At 54.7% G+C, this 16,774-nt stretch carries 22 protein-coding genes and 1 pseudogene; 9 read left to right on the forward strand and 14 right to left on the reverse strand.

Annotated elements, in window-relative coordinates:
* Window position 1: 1 nt before the first annotated feature.
* Window positions 2-217, forward strand: a pseudogene (locus RFER_RS23555) (transposase); the annotation flags it as partial.
* Window positions 218-623: 406 nt separating this feature from the next.
* On the opposite strand, the gene RFER_RS24165 reads toward RFER_RS23555, so the two are convergent.
* Window positions 624-1,094: an HAD domain-containing protein gene (locus RFER_RS24165; RefSeq protein ID WP_011465321.1), complete on the reverse strand. Its 471-nt coding sequence runs from the start codon at window positions 1,092-1,094 to the stop codon at window positions 624-626.
* Window positions 1,095-1,154: 60 nt separating this feature from the next.
* Here RFER_RS24165 and RFER_RS15395 point away from each other — a divergent pair, with 60 nt between their 5' ends.
* The 8 genes from RFER_RS15395 to RFER_RS15430 all read left to right on the forward strand — a co-directional run bounded on the left by RFER_RS15395 (window position 1,155) and on the right by RFER_RS15430 (window position 7,051).
* A complete protein-coding gene (locus tag RFER_RS15395) occupies window positions 1,155-2,204 on the forward strand; it encodes a helix-turn-helix transcriptional regulator (protein ID WP_011465322.1) in 1,050 nt (349 codons plus the stop codon).
* Between the two features lie 170 nt (window positions 2,205-2,374).
* Window positions 2,375-3,085, forward strand: coding sequence for an SHOCT domain-containing protein (locus RFER_RS15400; RefSeq protein WP_011465323.1), 711 nt, complete (start codon window positions 2,375-2,377; stop codon window positions 3,083-3,085).
* 100 nt (window positions 3,086-3,185) lie between these two features.
* A complete protein-coding gene (locus tag RFER_RS15405) occupies window positions 3,186-3,458 on the forward strand; it encodes a hypothetical protein (protein ID WP_011465324.1) in 273 nt (90 codons plus the stop codon).
* A complete protein-coding gene (locus tag RFER_RS15410) occupies window positions 3,455-4,333 on the forward strand; it encodes a hypothetical protein (protein ID WP_011465325.1) in 879 nt (292 codons plus the stop codon). Before RFER_RS15405 ends, RFER_RS15410 begins: the two co-directional genes overlap by 4 nt.
* 144 nt (window positions 4,334-4,477) lie before the next feature.
* The gene (locus RFER_RS15415) at window positions 4,478-5,248 is read left to right on the forward strand and encodes a hypothetical protein (RefSeq protein ID WP_011465326.1); all 771 of its coding nucleotides are present in this window, start codon (window positions 4,478-4,480) and stop codon (window positions 5,246-5,248) included.
* Between the two features lie 4 nt (window positions 5,249-5,252).
* Complete coding sequence (locus tag RFER_RS15420; RefSeq protein ID WP_011465327.1) at window positions 5,253-5,921, forward strand: hypothetical protein; 669 nt, start codon at window positions 5,253-5,255, stop codon at window positions 5,919-5,921.
* An 85-nt stretch (window positions 5,922-6,006) separates the two neighbouring features.
* A complete protein-coding gene (locus RFER_RS15425) occupies window positions 6,007-6,708 on the forward strand; it encodes a twin-arginine translocation pathway signal protein (RefSeq protein WP_011465328.1) in 702 nt (233 codons plus the stop codon).
* Window positions 6,692-7,051: a hypothetical protein gene (locus RFER_RS15430; protein ID WP_011465329.1), complete on the forward strand. Its 360-nt coding sequence runs from the start codon at window positions 6,692-6,694 to the stop codon at window positions 7,049-7,051. Before RFER_RS15425 ends, RFER_RS15430 begins: the two co-directional genes overlap by 17 nt.
* A 286-nt stretch (window positions 7,052-7,337) precedes the next feature.
* On the opposite strand, the gene RFER_RS15435 is transcribed toward RFER_RS15430, so the two are convergent.
* The 13 genes from RFER_RS15435 to RFER_RS15500 form a co-directional block, all read right to left on the reverse strand.
* Complete coding sequence (locus RFER_RS15435) at window positions 7,338-8,285, reverse strand: SOS response-associated peptidase family protein (protein ID WP_011465330.1); 948 nt, start codon at window positions 8,283-8,285, stop codon at window positions 7,338-7,340.
* Between the two features lie 6 nt (window positions 8,286-8,291).
* Window positions 8,292-8,702: a hypothetical protein gene (locus RFER_RS15440; protein ID WP_011465331.1), complete on the reverse strand. Its 411-nt coding sequence runs from the start codon at window positions 8,700-8,702 to the stop codon at window positions 8,292-8,294.
* 89 nt (window positions 8,703-8,791) lie between these two features.
* On the reverse strand, window positions 8,792-9,193 hold the full coding sequence (locus RFER_RS15445) for a hypothetical protein (RefSeq protein ID WP_011465332.1): 402 nt from the start codon (window positions 9,191-9,193) through the stop codon (window positions 8,792-8,794).
* A gap of 963 nt (window positions 9,194-10,156) precedes the next feature.
* Window positions 10,157-10,732 carry an HAD domain-containing protein gene (locus tag RFER_RS15455; RefSeq protein WP_011465333.1) on the reverse strand — a complete coding sequence of 192 codons (576 nt, stop codon included), beginning with the start codon at window positions 10,730-10,732 and terminating at the stop codon, window positions 10,157-10,159.
* Between the two features lie 253 nt (window positions 10,733-10,985).
* Window positions 10,986-11,357, reverse strand: a complete 372-nt coding sequence (locus RFER_RS15460; protein ID WP_011465334.1) for a hypothetical protein — start codon at window positions 11,355-11,357, stop codon at window positions 10,986-10,988.
* 58 nt (window positions 11,358-11,415) lie between these two features.
* The gene (tnpC, locus tag RFER_RS15465) at window positions 11,416-12,909 is read right to left on the reverse strand and encodes an IS66 family transposase (RefSeq protein ID WP_425057064.1); all 1,494 of its coding nucleotides are present in this window, start codon (window positions 12,907-12,909) and stop codon (window positions 11,416-11,418) included.
* 111 nt (window positions 12,910-13,020) lie between these two features.
* On the reverse strand, window positions 13,021-13,356 hold the full coding sequence (gene tnpB, locus RFER_RS15470) for an IS66 family insertion sequence element accessory protein TnpB (protein WP_011463477.1): 336 nt from the start codon (window positions 13,354-13,356) through the stop codon (window positions 13,021-13,023).
* 8 nt (window positions 13,357-13,364) lie between these two features.
* Window positions 13,365-13,769, reverse strand: a complete 405-nt coding sequence (locus RFER_RS15475; RefSeq protein ID WP_011463478.1) for a transposase — start codon at window positions 13,767-13,769, stop codon at window positions 13,365-13,367.
* A 226-nt stretch (window positions 13,770-13,995) separates the two neighbouring features.
* Complete coding sequence (locus RFER_RS15480) at window positions 13,996-14,214, reverse strand: DUF4926 domain-containing protein (RefSeq protein WP_041790842.1); 219 nt, start codon at window positions 14,212-14,214, stop codon at window positions 13,996-13,998.
* A 31-nt stretch (window positions 14,215-14,245) separates the two neighbouring features.
* Complete coding sequence (locus RFER_RS15485; protein WP_041790844.1) at window positions 14,246-14,428, reverse strand: hypothetical protein; 183 nt, start codon at window positions 14,426-14,428, stop codon at window positions 14,246-14,248.
* A 7-nt stretch (window positions 14,429-14,435) separates the two neighbouring features.
* Window positions 14,436-14,891: an HAD domain-containing protein gene (locus RFER_RS23065; protein WP_049765675.1), complete on the reverse strand. Its 456-nt coding sequence runs from the start codon at window positions 14,889-14,891 to the stop codon at window positions 14,436-14,438.
* An 86-nt stretch (window positions 14,892-14,977) separates the two neighbouring features.
* Window positions 14,978-15,223: a hypothetical protein gene (locus RFER_RS15495; protein WP_166485739.1), complete on the reverse strand. Its 246-nt coding sequence runs from the start codon at window positions 15,221-15,223 to the stop codon at window positions 14,978-14,980.
* Entirely contained in the window at window positions 15,192-16,499 is a 1,308-nt protein-coding gene (locus tag RFER_RS15500; RefSeq protein ID WP_011465336.1) for a hypothetical protein, read from the reverse strand. The genes RFER_RS15495 and RFER_RS15500 overlap by 32 nt, the downstream gene beginning before the upstream one ends.
* Between the last annotated feature and the right edge of the window lie 275 nt (window positions 16,500-16,774).

A 16,774-nucleotide genomic window follows, 5' to 3' on the forward strand; every position in this document is an offset into this window, starting at 1 on the left:
TTACTTCTGTGATCCTCATAGTCCCTGGCAGCGCGGGAGCAATGAAAATCCGAACCGACTGCAGAGGCAGTATTTCCCCGAAGGGATCGATATCTCCAGCTACTCACAGGCACAGCTACATGCGGTGGCGAGAAAACTCAACGAGCGACCAAGGAAGACTCTAAACTACGACACGCCCGCTGAACGATTCAGTCAACTTGTTGCATCGACAGGTTGAATTCAAGCTGCACAAGTGCCAACCAGTCGGCAAAAATGACCGTCAAGTATGAAGGTCCGCTTGCTGATTTCCGTGCACCAAGTTGAATGACAGCTTCCTCCAGCGACGGCTGACCGGTAAGGGCACCCAGCAGACCGACACCCGAAAAATCTGACCGTCAGGTATATGTCTTCCGGAGCCAATCAACTTTCTCCGAAGCCGACCGTCAAAATTGAACGTCAGCAATGGGGAAAAATGTAAGTCGTGTGAGCAGGGTATCCGGTCATACAAGTCATGACTGCGGATGGCTCTTCCGACCATATAGCCGAGATTGATCAGCGTCCACAATGGAGAACTCCAAAATTAGTCTTGAGTTATCCAATCCTGTCAGTCGTCACTTCCCGACATGGTGCACCAGCGTCAAGGACTAACTCTTTAGCCTTACTTTAAGCATCTCGCGCAACTTTGAAGCCTGCTCCGGCTGGAAACCACACTCAGAGCGCGTAATCAGCAAATCGGCGCAGCCGGGTAGAAACCATTCAGAAACGTCATCGATGGCCAGCCAGGGCGTATCCAATGGGCAGTGTTGCCGGATCCACTTTCTGCACTCCCATTCGCGATGATGCTGCAATAAATGGGGTGGTATCCAGCCTTCATCATCAGTGCGAGCAACCGATGGTGTTACGTCAATGACCAGAGTCCTTATGTCAGATGAGAAATATGCCTGCAATTCTGGGAGCCGATGGTCATACCGCCAACTTGAGCTGATCACGACATCCACATGCTTGTTTTCACGCAGTACATCCTCGATCAACGGTAACTGACAAAAAAATGCTCCTTTGCGGCAGGGGTCGGGGTGTGTGACACCATCGAAATCTAAAAAGAGAATGCAGTTCATTTGGTGATTGTGCCCACTGATGCGTCAGATGCTGTCGCACTCAGTTGCTATCATGCGCCCATGGATCGCAACTTCCAACGTCTTCTCCAAACCCTTCAACTGATACCGACGAGAGGAAAAATCTCCACGTCGACGCTACAGGAACGGTTGGAAAACCATGGGTACGATGTCAGCGCTCGAACAGTTCAACGGGATCTGGAATCCCTGACCATTCCCTTCGGTCTGGAGTGCGACAACCGCAACAAACCGTACGGCTGGTACTGGGCCAAGGAGAACAAACGGATTACAGTCCCGGGCATGGATGCCAGTCAGGCGCTCAGTTTGCGGCTGCTGCAGATTTATCTCATTGATTTGCTGCCGGAGTCGACGGTCCTAGAGCTACGCCCCTATTTTGAAGAGGCAAGCAACAAGCTCAACCAGCACTATGGCGGCACTGCTGTGCAACGCTGGCTCGACAAGGTTGCCATAGTGCCGGCGTCGCAGCCGCTGCTTCCGCCACCGGTCAAGCGTGCCGTGCATGACGCCGTGACACAAGGTCTGCTGTCTGAACGGCAACTGGATATTCAGTACACCAGTCCGGGCGGCAAGCAGGCCAAATCTTCGACGGTTCACCCGCTTGGCCTGGTCCAGCATGGTGTGGTTCAGTACCTCGTCGCCACTTTCTTACAGTACGACGACCCCCGGCTGCTGCCGCTGCATCGTATCAAGTCGGCCACGCTTCTTGACGCTCCATCCACCACACCACCCGGTTTCACGCTGAAGAGTTTCATTGCGCAGGGTGCATTCGGTTTCGGCACCCAGAGTGGCAACGCGAAGCCCATCCGACTCGTAGCGGTTTTCGGGCCTCAATCCGGAGCGCATCTGCTGGAATCTCCACTTTCAACGGACCAGGCGGTTCAAGAGCTGTCCGACGGGCGCTTGCGCTTTACGGCCACCGTGCCCCACACGGAGCGCCTGATCTGGTGGCTGCTGAGTTTCGGCCCATTCGTGAAGGTCGAAAAACCGCTGGCGCTTCAGCGTGAAGTAGCGTCCCGCCTGCGCGACGGTGCGGCGCAATATGGCCATCCATCGGGGGCTATTCCCGAACCGGGATTGCGCGTACCGCGCTGAATCGCCTTTGGCCGCAGTGCCGGGCATCGGTTTTGCCAATGTTTTTAGCGACGAATACTGTCGCAATAGTGGACGACCATGAGCACCTTCAAGGAGATGCCTCATGCCAATGAAACCTCCCCTTGATTTTTTCGACAACTTCAATAACAACTTTCTCAAGGTGGAACAACATGAGTCAAGCCGACGAACTGGAAAAGCTGAGCCAACTCAAAGAAAAGGGAGTGCTTAGCGCAGAAGAATTTGCTGCCAAAAAGGCGGAAATATTGAATACCAGCAGCCCCAAAGTAAAGAAGTCACGCCGCCTGTTTTGGGCAATACCCCTGCTAATCATCGGCACCATCAGCCTTTTGAATGCATTTGGCAGCCTTGCTGGCCACACTAGCCCTGTCAGCCCTGTCAGCCCTGTTGGCAATTCAAATAGTTCAAAACTGCAATGCAATAGCGCTGTCGCCAAGGACACGCTTCAGAAAGCATTTGATCAGTCTCAGTTTGCAAGATCAATAAACTTGAGTGCGATTCTAGTAAGTGATGTCACAGAGCAAAGCCGCGATGCAAAATCGGGTGAGCTGTCATGCCGAGCGACCATTACGCTGAACACCACAAAAAAAGCTCCCGTGTCTTACAAAATACAGCAGAGCCCTGACGGTCATTTTTTATTGACCTTTGAAGTAATGGACGACGCCAAAAGCTCCAGCGCTATTCCCGTTACTCCCACCCCAACGAATCGAATCCAATCGATTCCAGCGCACGCAGACTTCATCGAAAGTTGTGTAGAAAATTTAACTGAAAAGTTTAAAAAAGAGTACGGTGATGACGTTCTGGTCGGGAGCGATATGCTTGACGAATGGGCAGCCGAATGTCAGAAGAAGTCGCCCGGATGAGGCAACGGGCGGAATCAGGGAATCATTGACCATTGACGCTACTAGCGACAGATGTTGTCGCAACTTTGAGCGACCATGAGCACTTCCAAGGAGATGCCTCATGCCCACAAAACGCCAAAGTCCCCGCCACCAGCCTGCGGGCATTGCCCAGCATGAACCGCCCGCTGAGCCACAAACAATGCGCTATCTGTCACGCTTTCAGCACCCGGATGCCGCATTGCCGATTGAGCGTTCTGTGGCCAAGGTGGTTTCCCGCCTGTTGCGATTTACGCCCGAACTGCTGAACGGCGACCTCGCGGCGCTGGTCCAGGAGGAGGTGCACAGCCGTCAGGGCCTGACTGGCAATCCACGGCCAATGGGGTTTACCCAATGAACGGTGATGCATTACGCCGTCTTGATGCCTTCGCCCGCGTGCAGCCCACGGCTGTACTGAGAAACTTCGTTGAAGCCTACGCCGGAATGTCACGCCCCTACTGTCTGCCCCGGTTCTTGCCGTTGGACAAATCCAACCCAGCTCATCGGCTGGCCGATCAACTGGGCCCCGGCTTTCCGTTCACCAGCGCGGCGTGGCCGTGGCCATTGGCAGACGATGAGCCGATGCAGCCAATCGCCCAAGTCAACCTTGAAAGCGCAGGCAAGCTGCTGGGGGAAAGTATGGGTGATGGCCTGCTGCAATGTTGGGCCAGCGCCATGTTTGGGCATCCCAACCACTGGGACCCGCTGCTGCGGATCATCCCCAAAGCGGATCTGCTCCAAACGATCGACAGCAACTATCCCCAAGGAGGTAGACGAAATCGGTACAAGAGGGATAGTCGGCGTGAGGGCCTCGGTGGCCCTGGTGAATGGTGGACCAAGCCCAGGGTCGAGTGGATTCCGATGGGTGGCATGTTCCCCGATCCGATAGAGGCCATGGTCGGACTGTGGAGCCCAGAGAACCTTGGATTCTCTGAATTGAGAGACGCGCTAAGTCTTGCTGCAGCAATTCACCAGACCGGGACACCGTTAACTATTCAAGGATGCTTCGGCCAGATTGCAGGAGTTCGGCTGGGTGGGTTTCCAGATGCAGGCCATGTTTATCCGTCTGAGTGGCTTGACTGGGAACCCATTCAAAATTCACCGCTGAGTTATGACAACATTCTCGCAACCGGCGGCATCAGCGTCATTGGCAGGATGAGGGTCGCTGGTTGCAATGGTGAACAGTTGTCAGGACAGAATTTATTCTGGCGCCGAGGGGGTGGTCGATGGTGACGTCGGATGGCAGGTGATACTGGCCCTCGGTGAAATACAAATAGACTGCTCAAAAACTGATCAGCAGTAACATGGTCGGAGCGGCGGCTAGGGAGCGACCTGATCAGTCATATATGTCACGCGTAGAATCAACAAGGGAACTCAATGCTGCATGCTCTTGAGAAGAACAAAACAGCCTATTACCGACGCTACTTAGGCTACCGTGATGGGCATGAGAAGCGGGTATGCGAAGAAGACGAAATCACGTCGACGGTATTCGGGCCCCTCGAATTCATCGAGGCGGCCTCAGTCTTTCAATTTTGGAGTGAAGTATTTCGGCTGCAAGGTCGATCAGCGGCGTTACCAGTGCAAGCGCCTGTTCGTTACAAGTTCAAACTTTGGCCGCGGCATGAGGTCGAACCGGATGCACACCTAACGTTTTTTTCCGCTGAAAACAAACGCTTTGATATCCTGATCGAAGTTAAGTGGCATGCGCCATTAAGTGGTAAAAATCAGCTCCGCCTGCAGTGGCTGAACTATTTGGATGAGGATGTTAGACAAAATTGCTGGCATGTTTTCATCGCTCCCGAAATTAGTGCGGGCTTAGAGGCCAGGGATTCCGGTAATGTGTGGAAGATTGGCAATGACGAAAGATTAATTCTTGTCAGTTGGGCTCAGATACGCAATGCCCTGTCCAAGTGTCAGGGACGTCCGGATGGCCTTGCCCGTTGGGCTGCATTAACGAGCCATTTTCTTGAAAAAATAGGCATCAGACGGTTCAATGGCTTCGATAAGGCCCAAAAAGAGCTACCTGTCGCAGAAATCTTGCATCTCTGGTCCTTTAAAGGACTAACCCACCGGTTCACGGGCTTCGCAGTTGCAGCAAATGAACTACCTAAATCAGAGATTGATTTCAAACTTTTTTTCAAGGAGTAATGTGATGACTGAAGAAGGAAGACAAGTAGTGCAATGCTTCCGTGCGGTATCAGCCTACGGCAAAGAAATTGAAGCTTTATGCGAAACGCTCAATGCGCGGCTAACCCAAGAAATTGATAATCTGAAGGACGAATTGCCATGTAAAGTTGCTGGCCAATTTATGAAAAGTTCTCGAGAAGATGAATGGGACTGGATCTTTACAGATGTCGCTTATTCATTGCCGTTGATGGACAAGGCGTTTCGGAAAAAAAGGGCCGAAATGTATCTTGGCTACCAGATTAGCCTGACGGGTGATGGGATGTCGTTTGATGGAAATGAAGAGCCGTTGCTCCACGTTTGTTTCTGGGATATCGAAATAGGCTTTGGCGATGAAGGCGTGCACATGGCTTATCCGGTGGATCAGGAGCATCAACCCCGCCTTAAAGACAATCGTCTTATTCTTTGGGAAGGATCAGGCGCTGACTGGAAAAAATATCAATGGACTTTCAGTCTCCGCTTGCTTGAGCTGAAAACCAGTCAAGATTTGCATGATCGAGTGATTAAACCTGCAATCGCACTATTAAGCGGGGTTGATGTTAGAACGGCACTCCCGGATGACTTGGCGGGTCTCGTTATATATCCGGACGAAAGCGTTCTCAACCCTGCTGTTCAAGAAAGTGCCGCAGTCGAATAAGATCGGCATACTGTTATGCGACACGCTCTGTCGCATAACCAGGAACAATCAAACCCGTTGATTCCCCAACCAAAGGAGAACGGGTATGGATCGCAGGTATTTCTTGAAAGGACTCGGGGCCGGAACTGTTGGCCTGAGTCTGCCCCCCACTGCATCGTCGGCCAAGTCTTGCAAGGTCATTGGCATCGGTGGCACTGGCTGCAATTTTGTCCAAGCTGCCTCGCAGTCAGGCGCAATTCCGGCAAGTTCGCAATGGGTGCCTGAGTTCATTGGCGTCGACCTCGACCTCGCGGTTCTGAACTACATTGATGCCGACAACGCAGCCATGCCCGGGTGCGCACCCATTAAGACCGTATCGCTCGCCACGTTAGGCGCGGCAGGGCGAGCAAATCGCGGGCGTGCCGCCGCCTTGCGAAAGCGTGATGCCTTAAAGGCCGTGCTGGGCGACACAGAGGTGGTCTTTTTGGTGGCTGGGTTGGGCGGAGGAACTGGCAGCAGTGTCACGCCCATCATGGCCAAGTGGGCGCGTGAAGCTGGCGTGCTGACTGTGGCGGCTGCTGTGACGCCTTTTGCGTTTGAAGGGGAAGCAAGAAACCGAACGGCCGACACCGCATTCAACCAACTCAAACGCGAGGCCGACTTGTTAGTTCGATTTCCCAATCAAACGTTGAACGACATTACAGGTGACGACATCGACCAGAGTGAATTTTTCGCCCTTCAAAACCAGCGCATCGTGGCTTGCGTGCGCGGCTGGATGGAGGGAGCGAACGATGCGACGAGAACTTGATGACCTTCTTTGCCAGCATTACCCCGACATATTCCGTGACCGGCACGGCGACAGGGCAGAGACTGGCATGTGTTGGGGTTTCGGTTGTGGGGATGGTTGGTTCGACATCATCGATGGCCTGTGCGCGGAGATCACCAGTCAAGTAAAAGCTGGCGCGATGCCACCGGTGGTAGCCAGCCAAGTCAAAGAGAAATCTGGATACCTCCGCTTTTATATTCGTGGCCATTTCAATCGAGACAACAATCGAGAAGCCCATCGCCTCATTGACCTCGCCCAGCAGAAGGCAGAGCGCATTTGCCAGGAATGTGAAAAGCCGGTTGAACTGCCCGGTGTGCGCAGGTGAGCGTCAGTGAACGCGTGGTCCTGTCAATGACCGCTATGAGGCCAGTCGGAATGACTTCCGATTGACTCCAATGGGCACGTTGTTCGCGGTCACGACTGGCTGCTGTACGGTAGCCCATTTTTTTGAATGCTCCAATGTCAAGTATCCGGCGACCCCTTTTAGGTGACAGCTGGCTCTTGACGCTACATTGACGCTAGACGTTTTTCTCCATTGCCGACACTCAATTTTGACGGCCGGCCTCGGAGAGAGTTGACTGGCTCCTGAAGACCAGTGCTCCGGCGATTCGCTACGCGGCCAGCCGGTGCTCGTAGTAAGGACGCTCCCTGTCATCCAGGATGGCGTAGAGTGCCGCGAGATTGGTGGGGTCTGGATTCAACCAGGCGTCGATGTTTTCAGGCTTGATGGGAATAATGCAGCGGTCGTGACCAGCGGCTGCAACTTCTTCGGGTGGTTCATCCGTGACGGCAGCGAAGGAGTAAAGGTCATCTCCTGCGTCTCCTGTCCAGTGCGACCACAGGCAGGCGACCAACATGTCCTGTACCGGTCGTGGCTTGAACTCCAGGATCACACTCTCTGTTCGCGCGCCACTTCCGTCCTTCACTGGTTTGGAGACATGCTCATAGAACGCATTGACGACCATGAGACCGTGTGTGTAGCCGAACTGGTTCTTCCAGAAGCCCTCCAGGCTGTCCCTTCTTGCGTTATAGGTGCCCGGATACCTCGTATCGTAGGCCGCTGGCTTTCCAGCAGGGCGGCACTGGTAACGCATGGGGCGGACAAGGCGTTTGCCGTTTTCCACAATCAGCACCGGCGCGAAGTAGCCCGGATAAATTCTTGAATCGCTGTCCTTCAGCTCTGTGCGCCTGGAGTCGGCCAGTTTTGCCAAGATCCATTCGATTCTGTTGCTGGCGATTCGCTTGGCCTCGGTAGCCGCCTTTGTGGTCTTGACCGTCAGGCTGCGCTGGGCATCAGCCAGTCGCTTGCGTTGCTTGAACAACTCCTGCGCCAGTTTGTCGGCTTGCTGAACCTTGTACGCGTCAGTCAAGCGCTTGATGCTGGCTTCGTCTTCACTTTGCGGGGCGATAAACGACTCCTCCATCGCCTTGGGAATCTTGATGCGGTCGTTCTCATTTCGGTGCCAGAAAAGTTTGACATATTCCTTGATGTCAATCTCGACGCCGAACGCCCTGACGTACTTCCTGTGTTCAGCCCAGATTTGAGCGGAGTAGCACATGGCCGATCATTCCTGAGTCTCTGTTTCTTTATCCAGCCAGGTTGTGCCGCGAATGCAATTGCCGGAAATGGGTTCTGGCGCGTCATCCCAGGTCTGGCTAAAGAGAAACGTTTTCTCTCCTGCCGGCAGGTCACTGCATGCCGCCGCTACGGCTGCCTCCTGTGCCTCCCACCAAATGCCGGCCCATTCATGCTGTTCGGACGTCAGCACCAGCTCGGGGTCCTCCAAATCCTGATAATCGGCCGCGCTTGCCGCGGCATAGGAACTGATTTGCGCCAGCGCAAAGACTCTTTTGGCAGCATTGATGCCGCGCTCGATGTCCTGTTCTGTTGCAGCATCGAGTTCCAGCGTCAGGCGAAGTCCTGGGGGATCGTAATGCCGATCGATGTTTACAAATTCCTGTTGTAAGGTGGTCATGTCTTACGTCCTTGCATCTTTGTCGTTCAAACTCTGGCAGTGAGTGCAGCCAGTTCACTGTACCTCTGTCGTGGCCAGGGTTCAACTGGTCAGGCGATTGCACCCACACGCTGAACGGGCTCCTCTTTCCGTGCCCAATACGCACAGCCCCGCTCAGGCTGCGCAACGGTTTTGGGCGCGCCTTGTCGCAGGCACCCACTGTGCGTTCGGTAGCTGATCTTTTCACCGACGTGAATCGGATGCCAGCCGCCAAAGTGCTCGCAGACCTCACAATTTTTCAGCACACCCAACAGCCTGGGATTTGTGGCAGTGCCCATGAGAAGTCTCAAATCATCAGGAGTCTCTGCAATCTGGCGCACACAGCGCGATCCCAAAACGCGGATCGCCTCGGGATGAATCTTGCGGATTTCCGCTTCGGTCACACCGTGTATCGTGCTAGTCCACTGACCCAGCCACTTGATGCGCCATTCCCACAATTCCTCTTGTCTCATGCTGCCCTCAATACTGTTTATTTGTCCAGTATAGATGCTTTTGGCAGGATGGCAACCCAGCTGGGACCTGGGTGCATGCCAGCGCCCAGCCGGTTCTGTTAATACGTATTAACAACAGCGCCGTTCCGCGGGATCGCCAGCCGGCCTGGGCTTTGTTAATACGTATTAACAAACCGCACATTTTTTGCAATATGAAACGTTTAAACGTTTAAACAAACCGACTTCACCGGGATGGCCGGCCGCTCACCACTCGGAGGGGCCTGGCTTGGGTTCTCGCGCTTGCTGAGGTGCAGCTCCAAACCGACAACCGCGCACCAAACCAGCAGCTGCTTATTTTTTAGGGATTGCCAAGGGGGCGGGGACGGTTCAAACCTCACTAGGGGGTTGCCCCGGGCACCCCCCCAAAGCGCCCGTCTTGTTAAAGCGTTTTAACAAAATCCGCGCGTTGTAGATACGTATATACACGCCAAGAAGTTCATACGTATGAACTTTGGCGCCAACCCCCGGATTGCCGGCCGGCAAAGCGCCGTTTTGTATAAACGTTTTTACACGCCAGCATTCGCAAAGCGCCGTTCCCTCCGGGATTGCCTCGCTGGCGGAGCGCAGATTCTGTCCATACGTATGGACAGCTTTGTCCATACGTATGGACATTTTGCAATATGAAATGTTTAAACGTTTAAACAACCCGGCTCCCAATTACAAGAGCCCGTCTTCACCGGGATTGCCTCGCTTATCGCCTGCTCCTCGGCCCACAGACCGACATGCTCGCCTTGCATGCGCCAAGAAAGTTTATACGTATAAACTTTGGCGCCGCATACCCAGCGGGATTGCCAGCCTGGCGGAGCACCTGTTTGTAAATTCGTATTTACAACGCCGGCCGGCAAATTGCTCTTGTATATACGTATATACAAGAGCCCGTCTTCACCGGGCAGGGCGCCAGGGTGGTTGCAAACTGCGACCACCTTAACTCTTACGGCCGGCTCTTTGCAAAAAAGCATCACGCAGCAGGGCGTATTCAACCTCAGTCAATCCAATATTTTCGCGGCAAAGCACGATGAACGATCGCTCGCGGTCATCGTGCCAACCGAGGAATGTAGCGCCAGACAGCTCATCGTCTAGCACCACCCACCCCTCGTCGCAGCCCGGGTTTTCATTAAGCCAGTCCTGAATTTCGCGCGCCCGGCCACTGCTTCCGCCACCTTGGCCGCTGATCGGCGTCTCGAAATTTTCATGCAAATTATCAGCCACAAACGGAAGTCCACCCCGCCGTAAAACCGCATCCAAGGCGGCCCGATTCATAAAATTTCGCCAAGAGGTGGACAGGACGTAAGTCGGCTTGAACTCTGCGTGCAGCGCAGTTAGAAATGCCTTTGCCTGCGCATCAAAAAGCCCGCGCCAAAGCTCCACAAACTCCAGATCCCCAAAACTCAGACCCGGCTCTTTTTCAAGCCGACCCAGCGCTTCGATCGCGTCATAGCCGCCAACTGGATTATTGAGACACAGGACGTCGTCAAAATCTAAAAAAAGGATCGTGCGCAAGCTGCTCTTTCAAGTCAATAATCAAGTCCATGTGCTGGTCCGGAGCTGCCGCCGCGGTATTTGGCAGTTCAGCCTGGTGGGAAAAATGCTTGTCGTGCTAATGTTGGCGTGACCCGCCAATGCCGCCACGCCGCATAGCCCTAAGATTACTCTCATTATCTTATGGCTAAATTTAGGCAGCAGATCAGCGGCTTGATTCCGCTATCAATAAAAGATAAATGAAATCAATAGCTTACGAGCTACGATTAAGCACTCAATCGTAGCCTGCCGGCCCTGGCGGCTCCGGCACAAAACCTCCCAGCGGAGCGTGCTGGACGTATGAAAAAAGCGCTTCTTTTGCTGAGGCGATCGTCTCCGCGCCGCTGAGCCAACCAGCAAGCACCGAGTTTGAACGGTGGCGCCACACTTCTGCGGCGACTTCGAGGCTGACGTCCTGGCCAAGTTCAGCGAGGGCGATTTGCACATTGAGCGCGGCATGCCGCTCATCCGCATCGACGGGGCCGGGCCTAGCGCCGGCCAGCTCAGTGCAAATTCGGGCCAAGCGTGCCAAATTTGAATCAAACGCTGGCTGACTGTTTTTTGACGTCACGATCGAGTCTTTCGAGCAAGCGGTCATTTTGACCAAAAAAAGTAAGCACGCAGCGAACCCATCTTGACCACAGCGCAGTGGCTGTGTCTGGGAATCAAGTGAATTGAATTTGCGGCTGCCAGCGATGCGGCAACAGTTCATGAATCTGACTTGCCCGCTGCGTAGGCAACCGGGTTAGAACATCCTTGAGGTAGGCAAACGGATCATGCCCATTGAGCCTGGCACTCTGGATCAGACTCATCACAGCTGCACCGCGCTTGCCCGCACGCAGTGAACCCGCAAACAGCCAGTTGTTCCTCCCGATGGCAATCGGACGGATCTGGTTTTCGATGTGGTTGTTGTCCACCGGCAGTTGACCGTCGGAGAGGAAGCGCGTCAGCGCAGACCAGCGCCGCAGGCTGTAATCCAACGCTTTGGCCGTGGCTGAACCATCCGTGATCTTCTGGCGGTTCAGGATCATCCACTGGTGCAAGGCATCCAGCAGTGGTTTTGATTTCTCCTGGCGTATTCGTCGTCGCTCATCGGGAAGCAGTTCTTTGACTTCGCGCTCAATGTCGTAAACCCTGGCGATTTGCTCCAGCGCACTGTGCGCAATCTGGCTCTTGTTGCTGGCATGCAGGTCAAAGAACTTGCGCCGGGCATGGGCCAGACAACCGACTTCGGTCACACCCTGGGCCATCAGTTGCTTGTAACCACTGAAGTCGTCACAGACTAGGCTACCGCGCCAGTCACCCAGAAAGGTCTTGGCATTCTCCCCGGCACGTGATTCGCAGAAGTCATAGACCACCGCCCGGGTGTCCTCGAAGGCACCGGCGGCATAGGCCCACAGGTAAGAGCGGTGTGTTTTACCGGTGCCGGGCTTGAGCATCTGCACGGGTGTCTCATCGGCATGCACTACGTTGTGCTGGAGGATCTCAGCTTTGAGTGCATCGACCAGGGGTTGCAGCTGCACACCACAGCTGCCGACCCAGGCACCCAGTGTGGAGCGAGCAATGGCCAAACCGGCACGACCAAAGATGGCCTCCTGGCGATAAAGCGGCAGATGGTCAGCGAACTTGGCCACCAGCACCTGGGCCAGCAGACCAGTGGTGGGGATGCCCTTATCAATGACATGCGCCGCCACCGGAGTCTGGATCAGGGTTTGGCACTTGGCGCAAGCCCATTTGCCGCGCACATGGCGCTCGACACTGAAGACGCCGGGCTGGTAGTCCAGCTTCTCGGCGACATCTTCGCCGATGCGCTTCATTTGGCAGCCGCAAGCGCAGGTGGTGGAATCGGGTTCGTGGTGGATCTCCACGCGGGCAAGATTCGCTGGCAATGGCTGGCGTTTGGGTTGTTCCTTCATCCGGGGTGCAGGCGCATCCGTGGGCTTGAGTTGCTCGATCTCGTCGCTCACCGCCTGCAGATCCTCATCAAGGGTTTCTTCCAGCAGGCTTCTTTGCTCGGCGCTAAAGCGCTCACTCTGGGCGGCAAACTTCAGGCGTTTGAGATAAGCATTCTCATGCGTGAGCTTGTCGATGGTGGCTTGTTTGAAGGTCAGTGTCTTGAACAGGGACTGCACCACGTCGCGCAGTTCGTCTGCACTCATGTGGGTGAGTTGTTCGGGTGCGATCACCATGAAACATAGTGTGCTTTTGGTGAATAAAAAGCACCATTAGTGCTTATCCGTATTGACTTCGTTGCTATGTATTTGGATGATTCAGACCATGGTGATGATGCCTGCATCACCCAAGCGCTGCCAGGGCAGTCCCAGCACCAAAGCATCGAGTTGGGCGCGGTTCAGACTCAATTGTTGCGCTGCACTGCCCAATGGCCAGACAAATTTGCCTTGGTGCAGTCGCCGCGCTGCCAGCCAGATGCCAATGCCGTCATGCACCAGAACCTTCAAACGGTTTGCTCGCTTGTTGGCGAATAGGTAGGCCGTGTGCGGATGGGCAGAACCAAACACCGACACAACCTTGGCCAAGGCGGTGTCGGTGCCAGCTCGCATGTCCATGGGGGTGGTGGCCAGCCAGATGGCATCGATGCGGATCACTTGAAGGACTACTTGAGAATGGCCCGGGTCCAGTGCACCAAGTCGGCAGCGGCACTGGCGGGCCAGGTGAGGATCATCGAGACTGCGCCTTTGCGAAGTTCTACCTTGATGTCGCAGGCAGTGGGCTCAAGCATGCTGGTGGGTAGCTTTAAAGGGATGAATGCGGGGACAGGTGTAGCGGGGACAGCGACACCCAACGGATCTGGCCCGATAAGTCGGTGGCGCCCGTCACGCTCATGTTCCTTGAGCCAGCGGTGCAGCACGTTGGCGTTCATGCCGTGTTGCAGGGCTATTGCCGCAATGGACGCGCCCGGCTGCTGGCAGGCCACTACCAATTCGGCCTTGAACTGGCGCGTGTAGGTGCGGTGGGTAGGCCGACTCGAATATCTCGCAAGGTCTGGTTCTTTGAGCATGGTGTACACGGTGGGTTGCGTGCACACGATCTTGCAAGATGGGAGGGTTCAATTCAAGATGGGTTCACCGCGCGCTTACCAAAAAAATAGCAAGGCGCCACAAGCTCCGTTATCACAGGTGCGATTTGCGGAAATTGCTCGGAGAAGGGCAAGTGCTGGCGGCCACCTCGAGTGAGCAGCTTTTTTGTAAGTGATTGATTTCTAACGAGTTAGAAGTTCTAACTTTCTAGCCCAAACCCGCCAGCGCCTCGCCCATTTTAAAACGCTCCAAATCTCGATCTTCAACAGTCTCGACACCTATGGTTTGCCCGTCCCATCGCAGAAATTCAACTTCATAGCCCTCGAAAGCTGTATGCACGTGCACAACAATCCCGACCGCGCCGGGCTTTAAACCGAGGCTCGGCAGCGGCCGCTTGAGGACTACTTGAGCGTGCTCCATGAACATTTTTTAGCTCCTTTTTTACGCGGAATTGCTTTTATTTTTGGCTCAAGGTTTCGTCTTCCGCGGCATCTGGCATGTTGTACTCTGTGATCGTTGCTGGGTCAATGCCGCTGCGGACCAACACCGCATCCCACGCCTCTTTTGCCAAGCCGGGGTGAACTTTTGGGGCCTGCTCGCTGGCTTTTTCGTTGCATTCTTGGCTCATCTTTGCCTCCATTTTTCACTCAAATCAACGCCGTCAGCGCAGCCCTAAGCCGCACCTCAGCCCCAGGCCCGAACCCGAATTTCGGATCGCACAACACCAGCTCGGCACACCCGGGGGGGAAGAATACCGGGTCGTCGTCGAGCGCGATCCACGGCCGTCCGGGGTCGCATGACGCTGCAAGGTAGCGCTGTATTTCGTGATAGCGCGCGCCCGGGGTGACGCTTGTGTTTGCCTCCCCGATTCTGAAAACTGGGGTCACGCCGACGACTCTGGCGCGTAGGTCCGTCAGAAAAAATTTCTTCATATTCGCGAGCGTGTTCGTCTTGCGCCAAGCCGAAGAAATCACGATTTCGACTGTCGGGAAGTCGGTCAACACTCGGGCCAAATGCTCCTCGTGGCCGAATAAATGTGGGTCGTCGACGGCGTGCATTACGCCGTCAAAATCGAGAAAAAGCAGTATTTTTTGAGCTCCCATGCTGCCATTTTCTCCCAATTCCTCAGTGTGAGGGCGGCTCTGCGCGGCCCATTTCCAACCAGGCCGAAGCGGTCAAGTCCCCGCACCTACTCGCGCTCGACCCGCTCCCGAATCCAGACGCTGAGCCTTATCCCCTCCAATCTCGAACGCCGCACCCAATCCGCTTTCACGCTCTTCGGAACATGCAGATGCACCAGCGCCAGAACTCGCAGAACTGGGGGGAAATCCCCCGGGACTCCGCCTTCCGCCACCACTTTTTCCGAAGCGTTTTTCATGTTTTCGCGCTCTAAAACGTCGAGGTTAAACACCATAATGCGCTTCAATCGCAGCATCAGCCGCCGCCTCAGCAGCCGCTTGGCCCGCGGTTTTGATGCTGGTGTAAGCAGTCGAATACAGCTTGCGATGTCCCACAATCTTGAACTCCAAATCAAGCACGGTCCCAACCTCAGCCCGATGCTTGATCATCGATTCATCGCAGCAGTCCATGTCATTTGTCTCTGCCACGAAGACATTTCCATCGCTGTCTTTCAAGTAAACATCACGGCCAAAATGGGCCTGATGCTGCATGGCGACAACGGTCAGTTTCTTTGAGAAATGCTGATTACGCTTGCCGACATGAGCACCCGCGCCCATCACTTTACGCAGCTGGTCGAGCATAAAACCGTGGGCCGCCGCGCACACGACGTTGAGCGGCCGGGTGCGGAATAACGAGATCAGATCTTCTCTCAGGACGACATTTACATTGTGCTCGAACGTCCCCTCGATGATGGTTTTGCGCGCATACGCTGCCCGAAACGCATCAGCCAGCGCCAGATTGCGCTCCTTGTCTTCAGCGTAAATCTCATTCAGCCGCACAGCATCCGCCGGATCCACGCACCCCAGCGACGCAATAAGCGCTGGCACGTCCAATGCTTTGTAATGTGTCGTCATCTTCTCAGTCGAGCAATCCCGCAGCAGCCGATATTCATACGATCCAAGCGTGAAAAAAAGGTCCGCCAGGTACTGCCGCACGTCGACCGCAAACAGCTTCGTGCCCCGGCGCGATTTCAAGAGCTTTTCATTCCACTTGGCCACGAATTTGCTCAGACTGGCAAGGCTGATTGCGGCGCCAGAAGACCCCCCCGTGAACGCATCCAAACATCCGCTGCCGACCTGTTTGTATTCGCCCGTCGTGCGATTCCTGAGCAAATAGCTCTCCACGCGCCGGCGATTCGCGCGGCAGTGTTCACACTCAAGCGGATGCCCAGTCTTCGCCAACAAGGCCACCGTGTCGGCTTCCTTTTTCGAATAATCAAACGCGAAAAGCTTGCGCGCCACTGATTCCTTTGGCGCTTCCAAGCGGCCAACAACGGCCCAATCGCCCAATTCCACAACTGGGTAATCCAGCGTGAGCACAGCCACCAGCATGGCGGCTTCGCCTGGCGCGGCCGGCAGCGAGGTGGTGTGATCGGCGGTGATTTTGATGGGGGGAATGCCGGCCACCTCGGCGGTTTCGTTGAGCTTGTCGAGCTGCTTTTTGAACGCTTCGAGCTGGTCGACTTCGACGTAGAGAGTGCGGGTTTCTGTGCCAGCGAGAGCGAGGGCGGGGGTGTTGATTTCAGTGTTCATGAGCTAACCTTTTTGAGTCCCCAGAGCGCAGGGGGCGATGAACCTTAAAAAAGTTCACATAAGGTATAGCTTTAATTCATCCGACGATATCCATAGATCCTAAAAGCATAGCTATTCAAGCGCTACTAATCACGCCATTTTATGCTATATATTAGATAGCATTTAAATTTTGTTGCGGCGAACATAAATGCGGTGGGCGGCCCAGGCTTCCCGCGGCATGGCGTGCGTTGCCGTAGACCTAGGTATTTTTCGTTGGCCAAACAAAAAGACTAGAA

The sequence above is a fragment of the Rhodoferax ferrireducens T118 genome (assembly GCF_000013605.1).
In the GTDB taxonomy this organism is placed as follows: Bacteria; Pseudomonadota; Gammaproteobacteria; order Burkholderiales; family Burkholderiaceae_C; genus Rhodoferax; species Rhodoferax ferrireducens.

What these genes read in the sequence shown, in the direction of transcription:
- RFER_RS24165 (WP_011465321.1), bottom strand. Translation starts at nt 1,094, where the DNA reads ATGAACTGCATTCTCTTTTTAGATTTCGATGGTGTCACACACCCCGAC.
- RFER_RS15395 (WP_011465322.1), top strand. Translation starts at nt 1,155, where the DNA reads ATGGATCGCAACTTCCAACGTCTTCTCCAAACCCTTCAACTGATACCG.
- RFER_RS15400 (WP_011465323.1), top strand. Translation starts at nt 2,375, where the DNA reads ATGAGTCAAGCCGACGAACTGGAAAAGCTGAGCCAACTCAAAGAAAAG.
- RFER_RS15405 (WP_011465324.1), top strand. Translation starts at nt 3,186, where the DNA reads ATGCCCACAAAACGCCAAAGTCCCCGCCACCAGCCTGCGGGCATTGCC.
- RFER_RS15410 (WP_011465325.1), top strand. Translation starts at nt 3,455, where the DNA reads ATGAACGGTGATGCATTACGCCGTCTTGATGCCTTCGCCCGCGTGCAG.
- RFER_RS15415 (WP_011465326.1), top strand. Translation starts at nt 4,478, where the DNA reads ATGCTGCATGCTCTTGAGAAGAACAAAACAGCCTATTACCGACGCTAC.
- RFER_RS15420 (WP_011465327.1), top strand. Translation starts at nt 5,253, where the DNA reads ATGACTGAAGAAGGAAGACAAGTAGTGCAATGCTTCCGTGCGGTATCA.
- RFER_RS15425 (WP_011465328.1), top strand. Translation starts at nt 6,007, where the DNA reads ATGGATCGCAGGTATTTCTTGAAAGGACTCGGGGCCGGAACTGTTGGC.
- RFER_RS15430 (WP_011465329.1), top strand. Translation starts at nt 6,692, where the DNA reads ATGCGACGAGAACTTGATGACCTTCTTTGCCAGCATTACCCCGACATA.
- RFER_RS15435 (WP_011465330.1), bottom strand. Translation starts at nt 8,285, where the DNA reads ATGTGCTACTCCGCTCAAATCTGGGCTGAACACAGGAAGTACGTCAGG.
- RFER_RS15440 (WP_011465331.1), bottom strand. Translation starts at nt 8,702, where the DNA reads ATGACCACCTTACAACAGGAATTTGTAAACATCGATCGGCATTACGAT.
- RFER_RS15445 (WP_011465332.1), bottom strand. Translation starts at nt 9,193, where the DNA reads ATGAGACAAGAGGAATTGTGGGAATGGCGCATCAAGTGGCTGGGTCAG.
- tnpC (WP_425057064.1), bottom strand. Translation starts at nt 12,909, where the DNA reads ATGAGTGCAGACGAACTGCGCGACGTGGTGCAGTCCCTGTTCAAGACA.
- RFER_RS15475 (WP_011463478.1), bottom strand. Translation starts at nt 13,769, where the DNA reads ATGCTCAAAGAACCAGACCTTGCGAGATATTCGAGTCGGCCTACCCAC.
- RFER_RS15480 (WP_041790842.1), bottom strand. Translation starts at nt 14,214, where the DNA reads ATGTTCATGGAGCACGCTCAAGTAGTCCTCAAGCGGCCGCTGCCGAGC.
- RFER_RS15485 (WP_041790844.1), bottom strand. Translation starts at nt 14,428, where the DNA reads ATGGAGGCAAAGATGAGCCAAGAATGCAACGAAAAAGCCAGCGAGCAG.
- RFER_RS23065 (WP_049765675.1), bottom strand. Translation starts at nt 14,891, where the DNA reads ATGGGAGCTCAAAAAATACTGCTTTTTCTCGATTTTGACGGCGTAATG.
- RFER_RS15495 (WP_166485739.1), bottom strand. Translation starts at nt 15,223, where the DNA reads ATGCTGCGATTGAAGCGCATTATGGTGTTTAACCTCGACGTTTTAGAG.
- RFER_RS15500 (WP_011465336.1), bottom strand. Translation starts at nt 16,499, where the DNA reads ATGAACACTGAAATCAACACCCCCGCCCTCGCTCTCGCTGGCACAGAA.